Origin of the sequence: Acinetobacter sp. Ac_3412, from assembly GCF_013072675.1 — a bacterium.
GTDB lineage: Bacteria > Pseudomonadota > Gammaproteobacteria > Pseudomonadales > Moraxellaceae > Acinetobacter > Acinetobacter higginsii.
Genome location: NZ_LXUJ01000011.1, coordinates 83,881 through 101,673 on the forward strand (window position 1 = coordinate 83,881; position 17,793 = coordinate 101,673).

Consider the following 17,793-nt stretch of genomic DNA (forward strand, 5'->3'; position numbering starts at 1 on the left):
TTTTTTCAAGATAACATGATCAATTGTGTTGAAGATGAGGGTTCAGTTTCTTTTTGTTGATCAACATTGTACGAGGATTTCACCTGCGCGTTGTAGTGTTTGATCGGTTTTGGCAAAGCAGAATCGAATCAAGCGTAATGATTCCGGTGCCTGCTGATAGAACACCGAAATTGGAATTGCCACAATTTTATGTTGCTCCGCAAGGAATTGGCACATCTCAATATCATTAAGATCAGGGCGAATAGTGCTGTAATCCAGATTTTGGAAATAGGTGCCTTGAGATGGGATGAAGTCGAAACGTGAATTTTGAATTTGGGCATTGAACAAGTCACGTTTCGCCTGATAAAAGCTAGGCAATTCCTGAATATGTTCAGGGTGTTGTTGCATATAGTTGGCCAGTGCAATCTGGCATGGAGTGGTGCCACAGAAATTGGCAAATTGATAAATCTGGCGGAATAGACGCATGAGTTGTGGCGCAGCAACACAATAGCCGGTTTTCCAGCCTGTGACATGATAGGTTTTGCCGAAAGAACCAATCACAAAACTGCGTTCACGCAATTCTGGAAATTGCAGTGCGCTATGGTGTTTTTGCCCATCAAAAATCAGATGTTCATAGACTTCATCTGAGAGCACCACGATATTTTTATCTTGAATCAAATCAATTAACTGACGCCAATCCTGTTCTAACCAAATTGCACCTGTTGGATTGTGTGGGGTGTTGACAATAATCATGCGAGTGTTGGCATTGATACTGTCTTTGACCTTTTGCCAATTCACCTGAAAACTTGGTGCATCTAAATGGATATGTACTGATTTTCCACCTGCTAACTGAACCGCAGGGGTATAGCTGTCATAGCTTGGATCGAAAATAATCACTTCATCGCCTGCATGGATACAGGCTTGAATGGCACAGAAAATTGCAATGGTTGCGCCTGGGGTGATGGTGATTTCAGAGACAGGATCGAGTTGTAACTGATCACGTGCCAAGAATTGCGTCGCCAGTTGTTGTCTTAAAGCCAGTACGCCGTCACCCGCAGGGTATTGGTTATAGCCTGAAAGTGTCGCTTGGCTCAGTGCTTCGAGCAATGCAGGTGGCGCAGGGAAATCTGGGAAACCTTGAGACAGGTTCAGGGCATTGAGTCGGTGTGCGAGTTCAGTCATGACACTAAAGATGGTGACGCCTTGGCTTGGGAGTTTTGACTGAAGTTGCAACATGATTGAAATGACCTAATAGAATTTTAATGGATTATGTATTTTGACGGTGTCTTACCGAGAGCTCATCTAATTTCAGGATAAGCCTTCAGCTGGAGTTACTTTGGTTTCGCCCAAAGTAACCAAAAGCATTGTCATTCGCAAAACCTGTTTACTTCTTTCATTGGTTTTATTACATCGCAGAAACAGTACTTAATTGAAATCACGCAGGTTGCGAATGACCTTTCTCACGTATCTTATTGATGACAGGTTTTTGTAGTCAATATTGACGCTATATTACAAAACATTTTCAACAATGGCACGAATCACGCCGAGTGCTAAACCAATAAATGCACCGACAATGACACCGTTGACGCGGATCATATGTAAATCACCGCCAACTTCACTTTCGATTTTGGCGATCATTTCACGAGAATCCCACTCATGGATGCGCTCACTGATATAACGAATGATCTTGTCACTATATTGCTCACTGAAGTTGGTGGCTAAGCCGACCATTTTTTCATTCAGCACCTGACGCACTTTTTCATTCTGAATCAGGCTCTCACCCAACTGTTGAATGGCGGCTTGTAAATTGGTGGCAATGCCTGAATCTTCCTGCATTAAATCAGTTTTAATCGCATCACATAGAATGGCCACAGCACCACTGATAAAGTTCAATACCTGTGGGCTATCGAGCAGGGCATCTTTACCACGGTTTAAGCGCTGGCTGGCTTCACTGTCAGGTTCTGCCAGTTCCAGCATCAAGTTATGCGTGGTGGCTTCAATATCTTGACGCCAAGGATGGTCAGGATTGGCCAGCATTGATTCAACTTTTTCAATGAGTGAGTCAATGGTGCGTTGCTGTACATCAATGCCGATCCAGCTTGCGCCTTTAGCCAGCTTCCAAACACCGAGTTCTTGGAATAATTTACGTGATAAATCACGTGCTTCTTCAGGGTGAGATACCATCCATTCATGCGCCAGATCCAGCCCACGCTGCAACACATCTTGATGGAAATCATTTTCCAGTACCGCACGCAGCATTTCACTGGCCAGTTTATTGACCTTGGTACTTCTGACCCATTGCACACTGTTATTTTGGACAAAGTGTGCAATCTGATCTTGGCTGACAAATTCAAAGATTCTCGGCACGGTGTGCTGAATCATCTGCACCACCTGCTGGTTGTTCTTTGGACTGGCCAACCATTGACCCACCGCCAAACTGATATCGGCATTTTGAAGGCTGCGTTCAACAATTTGTGGTGATAAGAAATTTTCCTGTACAAAACGTCCCATTGATTCGGCAATACGCGCTTTATTGCGTGGAATAATTTCAGTGTGGTCACGCAACAGTTTGGGTAAGGGCATTCTGCCGAAAGGGTTGCGGAATAAGACGGTGACTGCATACCAATCGGCTAAGCCGCCAACCACACCAGCTTCTGCACCGAGCATGAAAATATGGATGAGCCATTTATATTCAGGCAGAAAATGTGCCGCGACCATTAAAGCGACCCATGACACCACTGCAATAATCAGTGCCATGGTGGCGAAGTATTTACTTCGTTGTAAGCTTGGGACGTGGATTTCTTCGACTGAACTCATTGAGTCATCCTTTTAATTTCATTTCTTGTTTTGAGGTGGTGCAGGCGGCTGCAGCACATCTCCTGTTGGACTCAAGCCATATTTAGGCCCTAGGGATTGCAAAATCAGTTGTGCATCAAAGGCATCTGGTGATTGCTGCTGTGTCTTAAAGCACTCGATAGTATACGACACTTGAATCGGATCAATATTGACCACTTGTGGGGTATCGTAGAATGGATCCGGCCAAAAGGCAGGATGACGACGATAATAACCATAAGGATAATAAGATGGTGTCGGATAAATTACCGCCTGACGAGGTGTTTTATGACGGGCATTACTTGGATCGTCCACCACACTAAAATAACGGAAACCATTTTTGACCGTGGTTTGCGCTGCTTTGAGCAAGGTAATTTCCTCAGCCGTACCATAACTCAAATTATTATCCGCTTGGAAACCAACGCGGTAAGTTTTGTTATTTAACGGATAAGCGGTGAATTGTCCGAGTTGATCAAAGGTTCTGGGTTTGGAGGGAACCGTTGCACATCCTGCAAATGTCAGTGCGACAAGGAGCGGGGTGCATATTAATAAAGCTTTCATATGCCATTCCTTTATTCAGTGTCGAGGGAGATCGACTTAAAAACTACTATTCGGTTGAGTTAAAAATTCCAGTTCTTCAGCGCTTGAGCTGCGACCCAAGATTGCATTGCGATGTGGATAACGGCCAAAACGATCAATGATCACTTTATGCTTTTTCTCAAAGTTTAAATTAATTTCATTGCCTAGGCGTTGAAACAATTTTAGGGCAAATTCATGTATGAGCTTGGATTCGCTATGCATAAATGGCATATAAAGAAAGGAACGTTGCTCAGGACTGAGTTGTGCATCCAACTGCAAGCTAATCGCTTCTTGTGACAGGGTTAAAGCCAAGCTGTCGTAGGCAAAGGCTTGTGCCTGATCTCGATATAAATTTCGTGAGAACTGATCGAGGATAATAATTTCAGCCAAACGTCCTTCAGGTGTTTGGCGCCATGACCACAGCTCTGCCTGAGCAGCTTGTTGATGAATCTCTGCAAAGGACGCACGAATTTTTGCATCAAAATCATCACTTTTGGCAAACCAAAGTGCACGATGATCAGGGTCAAACCAAAAATTAAGAATGTCTTGCGCTTGCATGGTCGAGTATCCATTGGAAGATTTATTTTTCAATAAAATCACAATTTTTGCGTGTCTTATGTAACAAGATTGTGATAAAAATTGCCAAACTAAATCAGATGACTAGATTGTAATTGTCGTTATAATTGGCTGAGTCGAAGGGATTGGCATGCACATCATGTCTGTAGAATCGACGACGTCGCTACCATGCATGTGGTCGGCTGATCTTGAATAAGCGAGCATAGAATATGAATCAACCCAGCCTTACTTCCTCTGTGATACCAACTTGGGTAGATGCCTCGCTATTAAAGGGGATGTTACGTGGGATTGAGCGTGAAAGCCTACGCATGCAAAGCAATGGATTTTTATCACAACAAAATCATCCCATCGCTTTAGGTTCGGCACTCACACATCCGCATATCACCACTGATTATTCAGAAGCGTTGATGGAGTTTATTACCACGCCTCAAACGACCATTGCTGCCGCTTTAAATGAGTTGAGTGATATCCATAGCGTTGTACATCAGCAGCTTGAAGAGGGTGAGAAGCTCTGGCCTTTGTCGATGCCATGTATGCTGGATGATAACGAAGAAAATATTAAACTGGCACAATATGGCAGATCCAATATTGGCCGCTTTAAAACCTTATACCGTCGTGGTTTAGGGGTACGTTATGGTCGCCGTATGCAGACCATTTCTGGGGTGCACTATAATTTATCCTTTCCAGAACAACTGTTTGCGGTTTTGCAGCAGCATGAAAGTAATGAACAATTAAAACAGCTCAGCCTGCAAGACTATCGTAGTCACCGTTATTTTGGCTTGATCCGTAATTTTATTCGCCTAATTCCTTTAGTGATGTATATGTTGGGCGCAAGTCCATCGGTGTGCCGTTGCTTCCTGACCGGTCGCCAGCACCATTTACAGCCTTTAGTCAAAGGCACACTCTATTTACCTGAAGCGACTGCATTGCGGATGGGGCGTTTGGGTTATCAAAACTCAGCACAAAAAGAGCTTGGTATTCATTATAACGATCTGCATGATTATTTAGATGGCTTACAAAAAGCCGTGCATACCCCCTATCCAGAATTCACTCAGCTCGGTTTAAATGATGAACAGGGTGAGCCGATTCAGATCAATGATCATGTGCTACAGATTGAAAACGAATATTACAGCCTAGTACGTCCTAAACAGGTACCACAAGCGGCTGAAACACCTTCACAAGCCTTAAAAAATCGTGGCGTCGGCTATGTCGAATTACGTGCAGTGGATGTGAATCCGTATAGTGCGATTGGGATTGATGAAATTTCGGCAGGCTTCCTTGAAAGTTTAGCCTTGTACTGCTTACTCAAAGACAGTCCAGATCTCTTTGCTGAGGAACAAGAACAGGTTGATCGGAACCAAACTGAAGTGGTCAATCGTGGTCGTGCAGCAGATGCCAAGATCGAAGAAGGAGATCGTTCGATCTCATTAAAAGACTGGGCACAAACGCACTTAAATGCGATTCAAGCTTGTGCCAAGATCCTAGACCAAATGGATGGTACCCAGCTGTATCAAGATGCCATTCAAGTGATGCAACAACGCTTAGATCATGTTGAAAACACGCCTTCAGCTCATGTGATTGCAGATACTTTACAACATGGCGGCACATGGAATTTTGGTAGTGTCATGGCACAGCAACATGTCGATCATTATGACCAGCATCCACTCAGTGAAGAACGCAAACAATATTTTGAACAATTGGCGCGAACTTCGTTGCAAAAACAGGCGCAACTTGAACAAGATAACGACATGAGTTTTGAACAATATCTTGCACAATACCGTTAAAATTTTAGAGGACTTCCCATGCGATGGAATTACCGCTTAGTCAGTGCATTACTGGTACTGACCAGCATTATTGGTATCTCATTTGCGTTGTATTTAGAACATGTGCAAGGTTTGGATCCTTGTCCACTCTGTATTTTCCAACGCCTTGGCTTAATTGGGATGGGTTTAATTGCGCTTGTGGCATTTATCCATAATCCAGTTTCAAGCGGATTTAAACGTTTTTATGCCTTCTTGGCGACTTTATCCATTGGCTGGTCGGTGGGTGTTGCGGCTCGTCATGTTTGGTTGCAAAGTTTACCACCCGATAAAGTGCCGAGTTGTGGACCTGGCTTAAACTATCTGGTAGATGCTTTACCGATGAAAACCGTACTGCAAGAAGTACTTTCGGGTTCAGGTGAATGCGCCGCGATAGATTGGACTTTCCTCGGTCAATCGCTACCCGTTTGGTCTCTGGTTTATTTCAGTTTGATTTTATTGATCTGCTTATGGCAATTATTTAGAAACTATCGCGTTACACAAAAATAAGCGAATCGTTGTTCTAAATGATTTTAAAACCCGAAATGTGAATGCATGTTTCGGGTTTTATTATTCTCAACAACTAAACAAGTTGTGCCATTTTGTTGCTTAAAGGCTTTTTTTGTGGACAGATAGGTCTGTTTTTTGTAAAGTTCAGCCGATTCCCCGTACGATCTGATTATAAAAAATGCTTTTTAATATATTTAATGTATTAGAAAAAATAGGGCTAAATGCACAGAAACGTGCCATCCACGTACAATTTTCTAATAATCTACTGAATAATCAAGTTTTTTTACAACGCATACAAGGCCAACATCAACTTAATGAGGGCTTGGAAGCAGAGTTGATTTGTCTTTCGACCAATGCCCAGATTCCCCTGAAACAATTTATTGGGGTTCAGGTTGCGGTTGATCAGGTCACCGACTCAGGGCAACTGTTTCGCACCACGGGGATTGTGACCGAGGCCAGTTATGGACAGAGTGATGGTGCATTAACGCTGTATAAGCTGACGGTAAACGATGCAACCCATTTATGGCATAAGCGCCGTAATAGCCGTGTGTTTATGAATAAAAGCATTGTGGAAATCACCGAAGTTTTGTTCAAGGAGTGGCAGCAAAGAAGTCCACTATTTGCGGCAAGTTTGAGTCTGGATCTAAATGGCTTAAGCCAGAATTATGATATACGCCCATTTGTGATGGGCCATAATGAATCCGACTATTCTTTTCTTACACGCCTATGGCGCAGTGAAGGCATAAACTGGCTGATTGATGAAGCTGAGCTTTTTGTGGCGCATTCAAGTACCCCTGTCAAAGCGCAAAAGTTGAGATTGATTGATGATAATAGTCAATATCAAGCTTTAGCTCGACGGAGTATTCGCTATCACCGCAGCAGTGCTACTGAATTCCAAGACAGTATGACCAGTTTCGTGGCGGTGCGTAGTTTGCAGCCGACTGCGGTGCATCTGCAACGTTGGCAGCCTGATGCCTTGGCACAAGAAGAAGGTGCAGGTTCAGTGGTCACCAGCCATAACCATTCGGACAGTTTTGATTCTGCCAGTTTAAGCCTTGAGCAGGCATGGCATATCAGCCCAGCTTGGATGCAGGACTTAAAGGGTGAAGACCAAGCCACGGCTTCAGGCGGCAGTCAGTTAGAAAAGCTGAATCAGCAATTCAATGACATGTACGCCAGTCAAGCCAAATATTTTAAGGCTTATAGTACCGTACGTGATAGCCAAGTCGGTTATTGGTTTAATCTCAGAGAACATCCTGAAATTGACCAACATGCAGGAGCCGATCAGGAGTTCCTGATTATTGCCAAGAATTTCTATAATCAAAATAATTTACCGAAAGATTTACAGCAACAGGTCAGTCAACTGTTCAGCCAAAGCCGTTGGGATCAACGAGGCTATGACGACATCGAGCGTCAAGGCAATGAACTGACCTTGATTCGCCGTCAGATCAAAATCACCCCTGAATATGATCCAGAATTGCATCGTCCGATTGCCTATCCACAACGCGCCAAAGTAGTGGGGCCCGAAGGGGAAACCATCTATGTGGATGAGTGGGGACGGATCAAGGTACGTTTTCTGTTTACCCGTAGCGATGATCATGGACATGATGGTGGTGCGGGCAGCAATGACAATGACACCGACTCCGCATGGGTGGATGTCCTGACGCCTTGGGCGGGGGAAGGCTATGGTGCACGTTTCTTGCCGCGTATTGGGGAGGTGGTGGTCATCGACTTCTTTGATGGCAATATCGACCGTCCTTTTGTGACAGGGCGAATCCATGAAGCACAGCGTTCTCCGACCAAATTTGATGTCAAAGGGCAGCTTCCAGATACTAAAAAACTCAGTGGTATTCGCAGTCAGGAAGTGAATGGCAATGGTTTTAACCAGTTACGTTTTGATGATACGACAGGGCAAATCAGTACCCAGTTACAAAGTAGCCATGCGGCAACACAGTTGAATTTAGGCAATTTAAGTCATCCTAAAGTGCAGGAAACCAGTAACGGTCGTGGTGAGGGCTTCGAGCTTAGAACGGATGCTTGGGGTGCTCTACGGGCAGGCAAAGGCATGCTGATCAGTACCTATGCCCAAGAACAGGCCATTGCTGATCATCTGGAAGCTGCTCAAGCACAATCTTTGCTGTCACAGGGGTATGACAGCATGAAAATGCTCAGTGAAGTGGCTGCAAAGCAACAGACAGATGCGCTAAATGTGATTAACCGTCTACCGAAGTTTATTCAATCATTGGAACTTAAAACCACAGGTCAAGCACTGGATAGCACTTTAAATCTATTTAAAGAAGGGATGAGTAATGATCCGATTCATGCGCTGAAGGATTGTGGTGGTTTTATTGAGGATATTGGTGCCCTCGGCGGCAATGCCAAAGGCGCGGTAGAAGAGTTTAATGCGTTCTTTAGTGATGCCAAAGATGCGGTCGAAAATCTGAAAGAGTTCATTGAAAACGTAGAACAGCATGGCGCTGATATTGTCAAAGGCAAGCTTGCCAGCATTAAAGATCGGATTCAGCAGAATCCGTTTGAAAGTATTAAAGAAGTCGGCAATGTTTTGGCCAATGTCGATATTAAAGATTTTGAGCTGATGAGTACCTGTGGAACCTTTAGTAAAGGCAGCAAGTTAGAAGTTACCCCGTCCAAAGCGTTGAGTTCGTTACAGGGCTTTATGGAGGGTTATACCCAAGGTTTGGAAAGCAGTTCGAATGCCAAGCAGCAAGAGCAAGGCAAGATTTTCAGACAGGCGTTGATGTTGTTGGCATCGCCGAATGGGATTGCATTAACCACGCCTGAAAATATTATCTTACAGGCCTCTCAGGATATTGCCGAGAGTGCCAGTGGTTCAATTAACTTGAGCGCACAGAAGAATATTATTGGGCATGCACAGGACAAGATCAGTTTGTTTGCTGCACAAAAGGGCTTTAGAGCGTATGCAGCAAAAGGGAAGTTGGAGTTGCAGGCGCAGGATGATGCGATTGAAGCGATTGCCAAGAAGGTGATTAAACTGATTTCTACTGAAGATAAGATTGAAATTACCAGTCCTAAAGAGATTGTACTTACAGCGGGTGGTTCTCAGCTGAAGATCAATGCCAACGGGGTGTTTTCAACCACAGGTGGTAAGTTTGAGAGTAAGGCTGGTCAGCATTTGTTTGTGAGTGGAGCTAAGGTTTCATATGAGGTTCCTGAATTACCAAAAATAGGACCGTATGCTGTTGATTTCTTATTCTCAAGTTTAGCAGGTACGGGGATAGAAAATGCAAAAATACAGATGTATGAGCCAGATAAAAAAGAAATTATTTGGGAAGGGGTAACGAATTCAACAGGGAAAAGCAATTTATCAATGCAAGAAGAATCAAAACGATACGAAGCATTGATTGGTTTTGATGAATGGTCAAGTATCTTTGATGATGAGGAAAAATACGAAGAAGAAAATGAAGATGAATTTGAAATTGGTGAGCATGGTTTGCAAGCTGAAAAAAAAGATTTGGAACAATAGGTAAGTCTATATGTCAAATGTTTATATAGTTAAATCTGGTGATACTCTTTGGGGAATCTCAAAAAAACATCGTATTACAGTAAAAGAGCTTGCGAGAATTAACTCATTATCAGGCAGAATGATTCATAACTTGAAAATAGGGCAGAAAATTCATTTAAAAGATGAGTCTAGTAGCGGTCATAAATATGAAACCCAATTAAAAATAGTTTTAATGGATCTTTCTTTCAAACCAATCTTAAAAGCTACAATTCAATTGGATTTTGATGGCAAGAAAATCATAAAGAATACAACTAATGGTATATTTGATGATATAGGAATAGAAGACCATTCTAAGGGGCTAAAAGTATTCTTCAAAAATATAAATGGCAGCTTTGATTTAATTGCTGACCATAAAATGCTTCCCTTAGGTCGGAAAGTATTAAAATTAACTTCAAGAAAAATTAAAGTAGAAGGATCACATTATGTAAAAGAAGGCTTACTTAACGAGACTGCATCTGAAATTAAAAATAGTTTAAAAAGGGTGGGTAAGCCGATAGTCGATGGAATCTCTTCAGTGCTTGAAAGTCTATCAACTACAAAAAATCCTCATCAGCCCCAAAGAGTAGCATCTAAAGAAAAAAATCAATTACCTGAAGAAAGACAGGAGCAGAAACGAACAGATGCTGGTAATAGTACACATATAATTGCTGCACAATTTACAGAAGATAATTTTTTATTAAAGCCAGTTAATAATAAATATAGAGCTTATATTGTGAGCGCTGCTAAGCGACATGGTTTTACTGCACATTCATTAGCAGCTGTTATCGATGCCGAAGCAGCAAAAATAAAAAAAACTGGGGAGTGGAATGTTAATAGTAAAGCAAACTCTAGTTCTGCTGCTGGGTTGACTCAATTCTTAGATGGAACATGGCTCGCTATGTGTAATGATAGGAGTTCATTAGTTGGGCAATATGTAAAAAATAATCCAAAATTAACTAAAGAGCAAAAATTAAATCTGAGGTTCAATGCAGAAATGGCAATTGATGCTGCCGCTGCGTATGCTGTTAGTAATTTTAAAACTTCTGGTCTTCCTTATCAGAATTTAAGTGAGCCAAGTTCAATGGCAAAGTTTGCTTATTTGTTACACCATGAGGGGGCTTCAGGAGGCAAGAATTTCGTCTTAAATACTTTAAGCTCAGAACGAGCTAAGAAACTATTGTTTATTCAATTTGGTAAAAATGGTACTAAACAGGCTGAAGAATTCTTAAAAAGGTATAAAGGTGATGCGAAAGCAGCTTATGGAGCATGGCTAAGAAATTATATTGATGGGCACATCAATATTTATCAGTATGTCGTCGATAAGAGTAAAACTTCGGGAATAAACCTAAGCATGGAGGAAACAATTAAACTATTAAAAGGACAATCAGTACCATCCCCTATTTCTAAAGAGCAAAAAGTAACCTCACCAGTAGCGACACAAACTACTAATACTCAACAACCAGCACCAAAGAGTGAGAGTAATAAACCTCAAGTTCAAAGTGATGAGAAAACTCTGGGAGGGGATGAAGGCTGGCATAATCCTTTACGTGATTGTAAGTTGCGGACAGCTGGCTTAGCTAACGCAAAAGGCGCAACCTTTGGTAAAGTAAGAAATAATGGAACCAAAAATCACCAAGGCGTTGACTTACAGGCTAATCCCGGCACAAAAATATATGCTGTCTGTGGAGGGGTGATTGTTTTTGCTAAGGACTCTGGTGGTGCGTATGGTAAAGTTATTGTTTTAAGGGTTGATATAAATGATTTAGCGGAAAAACAAAAAAAATATGCTCAAAGTAAACTTACAAAAAATCAATATGTCTACTTTTTTTACGCTCATTTGTCAGATATTAATGTGGATAAAGATGATCCAGTGGATACTGGAGAGGAAATTGGAAAGACAGGTTCAACTGGCAATGCGAATAAGATGACGGCAATTTCCAATGGTGCTCATCTTCATTTTGAAGCAAGGAGTGCTCCTTTATTAGGCGTTGGATTGGATGGAAGGATTGACCCTATACCATTTATAAATGCGAATTTACCGTATTGATTTTGAGGTTTTTATGAAATTTATGAACACTTTTGCAATGATAATCGTCTGTGGTTTTTCTTTTAATGTTTGTTATGCAAAAGAAAATTCTTCTTGGAGTGATTATTTACAAGATTCTACCCAAGTAAAATCACCTGTGGAATATATAGATACATATAATAAATATTCTGTTATTAGTCCTAGTTTGAAAATAAAACTAACAGATTTTGGTAATGTTGATAAAGTAAAGAAAAATGTTAACTACACATTAAAGAAATATGGGGTTCAAGTTTTAAATGGAAAAGATGTATATAATGTATTTGAAACAACAGCCCCTTTGAAGTCTAATGTTGATTTTACTTTACTATATCATGATAAAGATATTGTTGCTTTTAGAATAAAAGAAATTAGTACTGTTGATTATGTTAGAGTTCCTTTTAAAAAAATTCAGGTCACAACTTACTTATATAATATAAGAAATAATAATTTTACCGAAATACCAGTAATACTCTCTAACAGTGACGGTAGTAATGAGAAAACAGATCTACTAATGGGTGATCAGGTAACATATGATGCCAAGAAAGGTCAGTATACATATCTTGCAAATGTTAAAACTTATAAAGATGGAAAAACTTCCCCATCCAAAATTTCTCTTAATGTTAATCTAAAATGTATTTCATCAACCTTAGGTTGCGAAACTACGGGTATTTTAGCAGCTGAAAAAGAAATTAAATAACTAACATTGGATTCTAGGGTTTTATTTAATGCCTAAACCCTAGAATGATAATTAATATAAATAGTAAGGATAAAAATATGTATTTCTTATTTTTTAAAAGTCATTTTTTTGAAATGTTTATCATGAATAAAATTTTTTTATTATCGCTATGTTTGATTTTAGTGGCATGTAGCTATGTTGGTGAAATTAAAAGTAAGAAAAATGTTATAGATTTTGATTCGTTATATTATAATGGAAAGGTTTATTCTATTGGTGATAAATATTCTGAAATTAATTTCTCTTCAAAAGATAATTTAATGAATTATATGGGGAGTTGTACCACTATTTTTAATCCGGACTTAGCTATTTCATATACTTTTCACTCTAAAAAGCTAGTTGAGATTTTAATTAAATATGGAAATAAAAGTGTGCATACATCAAAGGGTATTAGTAATGGAATGACTGCTGAAAATATAAATAATAATTATAAAGCAGGATATAAAGTTATAAAAATTAAAAGTGAGGGGGCTGGAGATTATCAGCAAGATTTTAATTATCAGGTTTTTGATAGTGGTCAAAAAAACAATATTTTATTTTTTGATGTAGTAAATAGAGAAATACAAGGGATTCATTTGCAGGAAAAAGATTTTTCTATATCAGATTGCGAAGAGTAACTATGTTTTTATAGGTGTTGAAACTATATAAAGGGTATTTAATTTTGAGAAAAACTGGTTTATTAATGTCATTACTCTTGTTAGTTTTTTTGAGTATTTCTTTTAATGTTTGTTATGCAAAAGAAAATTCTTCATGGAGTGATTATTTGCAAGACTCTATCCAAGTAAAATCACCTGCAGTAAAGTATATTCATAAAATCGATGTCAAAGGCTGTTCTGTTGATTATGATGAGGTTGATTTTTGTACCAATGAGAAATTAATAAATTATAATAATATTATAAAAAGTAAAAAATCAAATTTTGATAAAAATAAGTTTTTAATGAGTTTTAAGGAAAGAAACGATTTATATTTTGCAATCATAGATATGGAAGGTAAAAAGGTTTATACATTTCCAGCATCATTAAGTGTGATATCAAATATTAAACCTATAGAATTTTCATTAGATAATAACTTATTTTGCCTAAGCGGAAATTTTAATCAGTATCGAAACTCTTATACCTCAGTGAAAACTTGCTATGAATATCATAATGGGAGTTTTGATTTTAAATCCAGAGTTGAGTTGGAGAGTGAAGTAAAGAAATATGATAATCATGGTTATAATAATTTGATAAATAAAGTGAAATTACCAATTTCTTCGGATTATTTCTCTAAATGTGCCGAGAAAAACGCAATTAAAAAATGTGAGCAGCTTGAAAGATCTAATAATAGGCCATATACTTTACCTGAATTACAAAAAATATCACCTAATTTAGTGTTTTTGTTAAATGACTCAAAAATAAAATCATTAAATGCAGATACATTTAGATTCCTTCCTGAAATTAAAGATAGTTTTTATTCTATTGCTGAAAAGTATGTAGAAACAGATGAGGATTCTAGCTCTGAATTTTATTTAATAAAAATAAAACCTGTACTTAATGTAGAGAAGATAGGTGACTATTACTCAATTGATAAATCTGGAGTAATAACTTATAAAGATAAAAATGGAAAATTATTAAAAATAAATTTGAAATAATAATTTAATGTTGATTTGATATACCCTAATTGAGTTGGGGTATATCATTCTAAAAATAAAAGATGGAAAGTGGTTGGTTTAGACTAATAGGAAGTTTTAAATGAGTTTTTTGAAAACAGTAATGATATTGACTATTGGTTTAGTCCTTTCAAATTATTGTTTTTCTAAAGAAAATAATCAAAATTTTGATATTGATGCAATTACACGAGAGCATGTCGTTAAGTGTGAATTTGAACAAGGCTACATTGATTTTTGTTCAGATAATTTTTTAAAACTTTATAAGGATGCATTAAGCAAAAAAGTAAACTTTGCTCAGAATAAAATTGCTTTAGTAATTGATAAGGAAAGAGATACAGGAAAGGGTGTACCTAGAAAAGTTAAATACTTTATTGTATTGGATCCAAGAACGAAAAAAGTATATCCATTAGAGCAATCTGTAGGTTATTTTGTTGATGATAGATTCGATGAGATTGCATCAGAACCACCTATCGTTAAGTTTAGTCAAAGCAACAATCAAATTTGTTTGTCAGGTACAACATTTTCATATCATGATAATAATATAAATGTTGAGAATGAATGTTATATCTTTAATTTAAACGAGAGAAATTTTTTCAAAAAAATAGTGAGGTAAAGTGCAATAAAATTATGGGGAAAACTCAAGATAGCATAACTCAATTATTATTTTAATTTTACAGAGTCTTCCTGAATCTAATTTTACATTTTTCGAGGCTAAGCCAATTTTTCTTGAGTCTATTATGATAAAACTGTTCTATTCTGGAGAGAAAATGAAAATTAGTCTTTTGATCAAAGGGTTGTTAATCAGTATCATTCTAGGTTTTACAACAGCGTCGACACATTCTGCAGAAAATGATTCTTTGAATGCGAAAGCAATGGTTTTACAATCTTACAGAATGGATATTAATCGTGATGGTGTTTTTGATTTAATTGAAATTTTAGGAAAAAAAGACCAACTGACGTCCATACGTGTTCTGAGTGGCATAGATAAATCACTAATGTATGAAAACAAACAAATTTTTAATAATTCTTATAATGGATGCATTTATAGCTCATTTGATAATATTGCTGTTAGCAAAAATAATTTTACCTTGGAATATCATACTTGTGCAGATCGTTCTGAAGTCGGACATAGGTATTCAACCTTTAAAACAGAAAAGAATAAAGAACCCGTTTTAATTCAAGATGATTATTTACTTTATCCTAAAGCTGAAACACCTGATGATTTTGTACCTAAGCAGGTAAATTGCTTAACCAAGAAAAAGATTAAATTTAGTGAATATTATGGCCGTTGTGGTTGATTTTAATGGAATTTATTATGACTTCACCTTATAAAAAATATACTTATATTCTAGGCTTGGTCTGCCTAAGTCTCTTAGCTTCTTCCTGTAGCACTGCCTCAGAAAAGAAACATGAGATTTCTCATCAAAGCCAAATACATAAAGCTTCATCAAATCCTGCAAAGTTAAAAAATGATGATGGTTTCCTGATCACTTCACTTCCTTATAACTCAAATGCACATCTGAATTGTATTTTATCGGCACAGAGAATGAATTGTGGCTCGATTAACTTAATTGATAGTGTTGGTTTGATCAAAGTTTATAAATTTATTAACCCAAGCTATGGTGATTCGGTTGTTTTCCCAGAAACAAGAGCGGGTGTTTTATTGATCGCGTCTCCCTCAACAAGTGAAGGGGAAACCCCAGAAATAAATCTGACGACGGTCAACAGGTTTGGCTTGGTTAAAAGCATTACCTTAGATGCATCTCAAAATATTTTCATTAATCAGAAGTATGAGGTTTTATATAAAGAATTTGGAAAAGATCTAAAACTAAAATTAAATGACCAAGGTGAATTTGTTCAGTAAGGGTATTTCTAAGCTGATGAAGTTTGTCACGGATTTTGATCGATAAAAGCTCAGCTAGATCCTAACTGAGCTTTTATCTTTTAGGTCTCAACAATGCCTTCTAAATCATCAAAGGTATAGTTTTGAGGTACGTTGATCATATGGGTTTGTACACCAGCTTCAACTTTCTCTTTAGCATCTGGATATAACCAGCGTGTGATTTGTTCGGCCACACTGGAATGATACTGAATTTCAAAATGATTCAGCCCATAGAAAACCGCTTTATGAGTGTCTGGTAATTTCAATTGGAAACGTGGATTTTGATGTTCACCCAAAGCACTTTTCACACTGACCAGATAATCCCCAATCACAGACAGCGCTTTATTACGTAACTTCTCGAACTCTAAAGTCCCTGCAATCAAAAAGGTATTGATATGGGACGGTAGCGGAGCAGGTTTACGATTATCGTCGGCAAAACCAATGCGCGCATCATTATGTTCCCAGTCATCATCACGGACACTACCATAACGTAGATCGAGTATGCCGTTACTACGCACATTCACCAATTGACCAAGCAAGTTGATAAACGGGAATCCACCGAGTTTGTCTTGTAAAACGAAGCCAAAGCGTTCAAGTACTGCACCATGATGTGGCGAACCGATACAAACCAGATTCTCGACCATATGCACCCATTGATACAGATTTTGTTTGCCATAAAATAGAGCACTACGCGAAACCAAGCCGCCCATACTGTGCCCGATCAGGTCGATACTGGTAATACGCGGATTACGCTGTACCAAATCCTCTAAGGTATTGGCAAAACTACGGCCATTTGCGGAAATTCGGCGACCAGTGTTGTAATTCAAATACAGCATGGTGTTGTTATCACGTTGCGCGAGTAAACGCTCACCAATCCCACCATAACGATGATTAGACCAGGTTAAATGATTCATACATAAACCATGAGCCAGAATCACCACACGCCCTGTGAGCTCGCCTTGCTGTAAAGAACCATAGTGATCATAAAGCACCATTGGCAAAGCCATTGGATTGTGCTGCTTTAAAAAGAAATCACCAAAAATTCCATTCAACGCACCCACCAAAAAATGTAGAGTTGGGGTTAAGGGCTTGTCATGTAAGACTGGAAATTTTTCAATAATGCGACGTAAATTTGGCGCAAGAAAATGACTGCCATATTTTTGTAGCGCCACATAAGAAAACTGATAAAACTTTTGCAGTTGCGGGTGCTTTTGTAATTGTTTGGCTTTTTGTGCACTTAAACCGAGCGTTGTCCTTAATACCTCAGTCTGTACCACTTGAATCAGTTCGTGTACACCACTAAGGCTGGTACTGACCAGCTGTGCCAAACCCTCCAAAACATCTGCCTGACTCGGGGGCGTGCGATCCCACTTACAATAGGTTTCATGCAGAGGTGTTAAACTTGGCATATTGATTTCCCCATCCTTGATATATACCGAAGGTTTGAAGTGTTTTTTCTGAATATTGTTTAGATAAACTACAACAAACGCTTACATCTTATGTCTTTCATACGTAATTTTTTTAGAATACTGATGAACGGAGTACAGTATCGTTTTTTGTGTCAGACAATATCCAGCTTAAATGTAATTTATATTGTTATTTGTTTAACTATTAATCAAAATAATGTGATTTATTTCACTTTATGTCAAGTCATTGCCTATTTTGGT

The 17,793-nt window shown here is 38.6% G+C and carries 15 protein-coding genes; 10 read left to right on the forward strand and 5 right to left on the reverse strand.

Annotated features, from left to right (window positions below):
* Positions 1-60: 60 nt before the first annotated feature.
* The 4 genes from A7P54_RS13165 to A7P54_RS13180 form a co-directional block, all read right to left on the reverse strand.
* Positions 61-1,215 carry a methionine aminotransferase gene (locus A7P54_RS13165; protein ID WP_171549856.1) on the reverse strand — a complete coding sequence of 385 codons (1,155 nt, stop codon included), beginning with the start codon at positions 1,213-1,215 and terminating at the stop codon, positions 61-63.
* A gap of 273 nt (positions 1,216-1,488) precedes the next feature.
* Positions 1,489-2,796, reverse strand: coding sequence for a DUF445 domain-containing protein (locus A7P54_RS13170; protein WP_005201653.1), 1,308 nt, complete (start codon positions 2,794-2,796; stop codon positions 1,489-1,491).
* A gap of 18 nt (positions 2,797-2,814) precedes the next feature.
* Positions 2,815-3,372: a hypothetical protein gene (locus tag A7P54_RS13175; protein WP_004657069.1), complete on the reverse strand. Its 558-nt coding sequence runs from the start codon at positions 3,370-3,372 to the stop codon at positions 2,815-2,817.
* A 36-nt stretch (positions 3,373-3,408) separates the two neighbouring features.
* Entirely contained in the window at positions 3,409-3,948 is a 540-nt protein-coding gene (locus A7P54_RS13180; protein ID WP_005317283.1) for a DUF924 family protein, read from the reverse strand.
* Between the two features lie 227 nt (positions 3,949-4,175).
* On the opposite strand from A7P54_RS13180, the gene gshA reads away from it, so the two are divergent.
* From gshA to A7P54_RS13230, 10 genes are all read left to right on the forward strand, one after another.
* Positions 4,176-5,750 (forward strand): glutamate--cysteine ligase, encoded by a 1,575-nt coding sequence (gene gshA, locus A7P54_RS13185; RefSeq protein WP_171549857.1) that lies wholly within the window; start codon positions 4,176-4,178, stop codon positions 5,748-5,750.
* An 18-nt stretch (positions 5,751-5,768) separates the two neighbouring features.
* Positions 5,769-6,275, forward strand: a complete 507-nt coding sequence (locus tag A7P54_RS13190; protein ID WP_171549858.1) for a disulfide bond formation protein B — start codon at positions 5,769-5,771, stop codon at positions 6,273-6,275.
* 178 nt (positions 6,276-6,453) lie between these two features.
* Positions 6,454-9,780, forward strand: a complete 3,327-nt coding sequence (locus A7P54_RS13195) for a type VI secretion system Vgr family protein (protein ID WP_171549859.1) — start codon at positions 6,454-6,456, stop codon at positions 9,778-9,780.
* A gap of 10 nt (positions 9,781-9,790) precedes the next feature.
* Positions 9,791-11,845 carry a LysM peptidoglycan-binding domain-containing M23 family metallopeptidase gene (locus tag A7P54_RS13200; RefSeq protein ID WP_171549860.1) on the forward strand — a complete coding sequence of 685 codons (2,055 nt, stop codon included), beginning with the start codon at positions 9,791-9,793 and terminating at the stop codon, positions 11,843-11,845.
* A gap of 13 nt (positions 11,846-11,858) precedes the next feature.
* Positions 11,859-12,560: a hypothetical protein gene (locus A7P54_RS13205; RefSeq protein ID WP_171549861.1), complete on the forward strand. Its 702-nt coding sequence runs from the start codon at positions 11,859-11,861 to the stop codon at positions 12,558-12,560.
* Between the two features lie 122 nt (positions 12,561-12,682).
* Positions 12,683-13,213: a hypothetical protein gene (locus tag A7P54_RS13210; protein WP_171549862.1), complete on the forward strand. Its 531-nt coding sequence runs from the start codon at positions 12,683-12,685 to the stop codon at positions 13,211-13,213.
* 65 nt (positions 13,214-13,278) lie between these two features.
* Positions 13,279-14,226, forward strand: a complete 948-nt coding sequence (locus tag A7P54_RS13215; RefSeq protein ID WP_171549863.1) for a hypothetical protein — start codon at positions 13,279-13,281, stop codon at positions 14,224-14,226.
* 100 nt (positions 14,227-14,326) lie between these two features.
* Positions 14,327-14,857 carry a hypothetical protein gene (locus A7P54_RS13220; RefSeq protein ID WP_171549864.1) on the forward strand — a complete coding sequence of 177 codons (531 nt, stop codon included), beginning with the start codon at positions 14,327-14,329 and terminating at the stop codon, positions 14,855-14,857.
* A 154-nt stretch (positions 14,858-15,011) separates the two neighbouring features.
* Positions 15,012-15,542 (forward strand): hypothetical protein, encoded by a 531-nt coding sequence (locus tag A7P54_RS13225; RefSeq protein WP_171549865.1) that lies wholly within the window; start codon positions 15,012-15,014, stop codon positions 15,540-15,542.
* 17 nt (positions 15,543-15,559) lie between these two features.
* Positions 15,560-16,108 (forward strand): hypothetical protein, encoded by a 549-nt coding sequence (locus A7P54_RS13230; protein ID WP_171549866.1) that lies wholly within the window; start codon positions 15,560-15,562, stop codon positions 16,106-16,108.
* Between the two features lie 80 nt (positions 16,109-16,188).
* Here A7P54_RS13230 and A7P54_RS13235 read toward each other — a convergent pair whose 3' ends face one another.
* Positions 16,189-17,535: a hypothetical protein gene (locus tag A7P54_RS13235; RefSeq protein ID WP_004803536.1), complete on the reverse strand. Its 1,347-nt coding sequence runs from the start codon at positions 17,533-17,535 to the stop codon at positions 16,189-16,191.
* Positions 17,536-17,793: the final 258 nt, after the last annotated feature.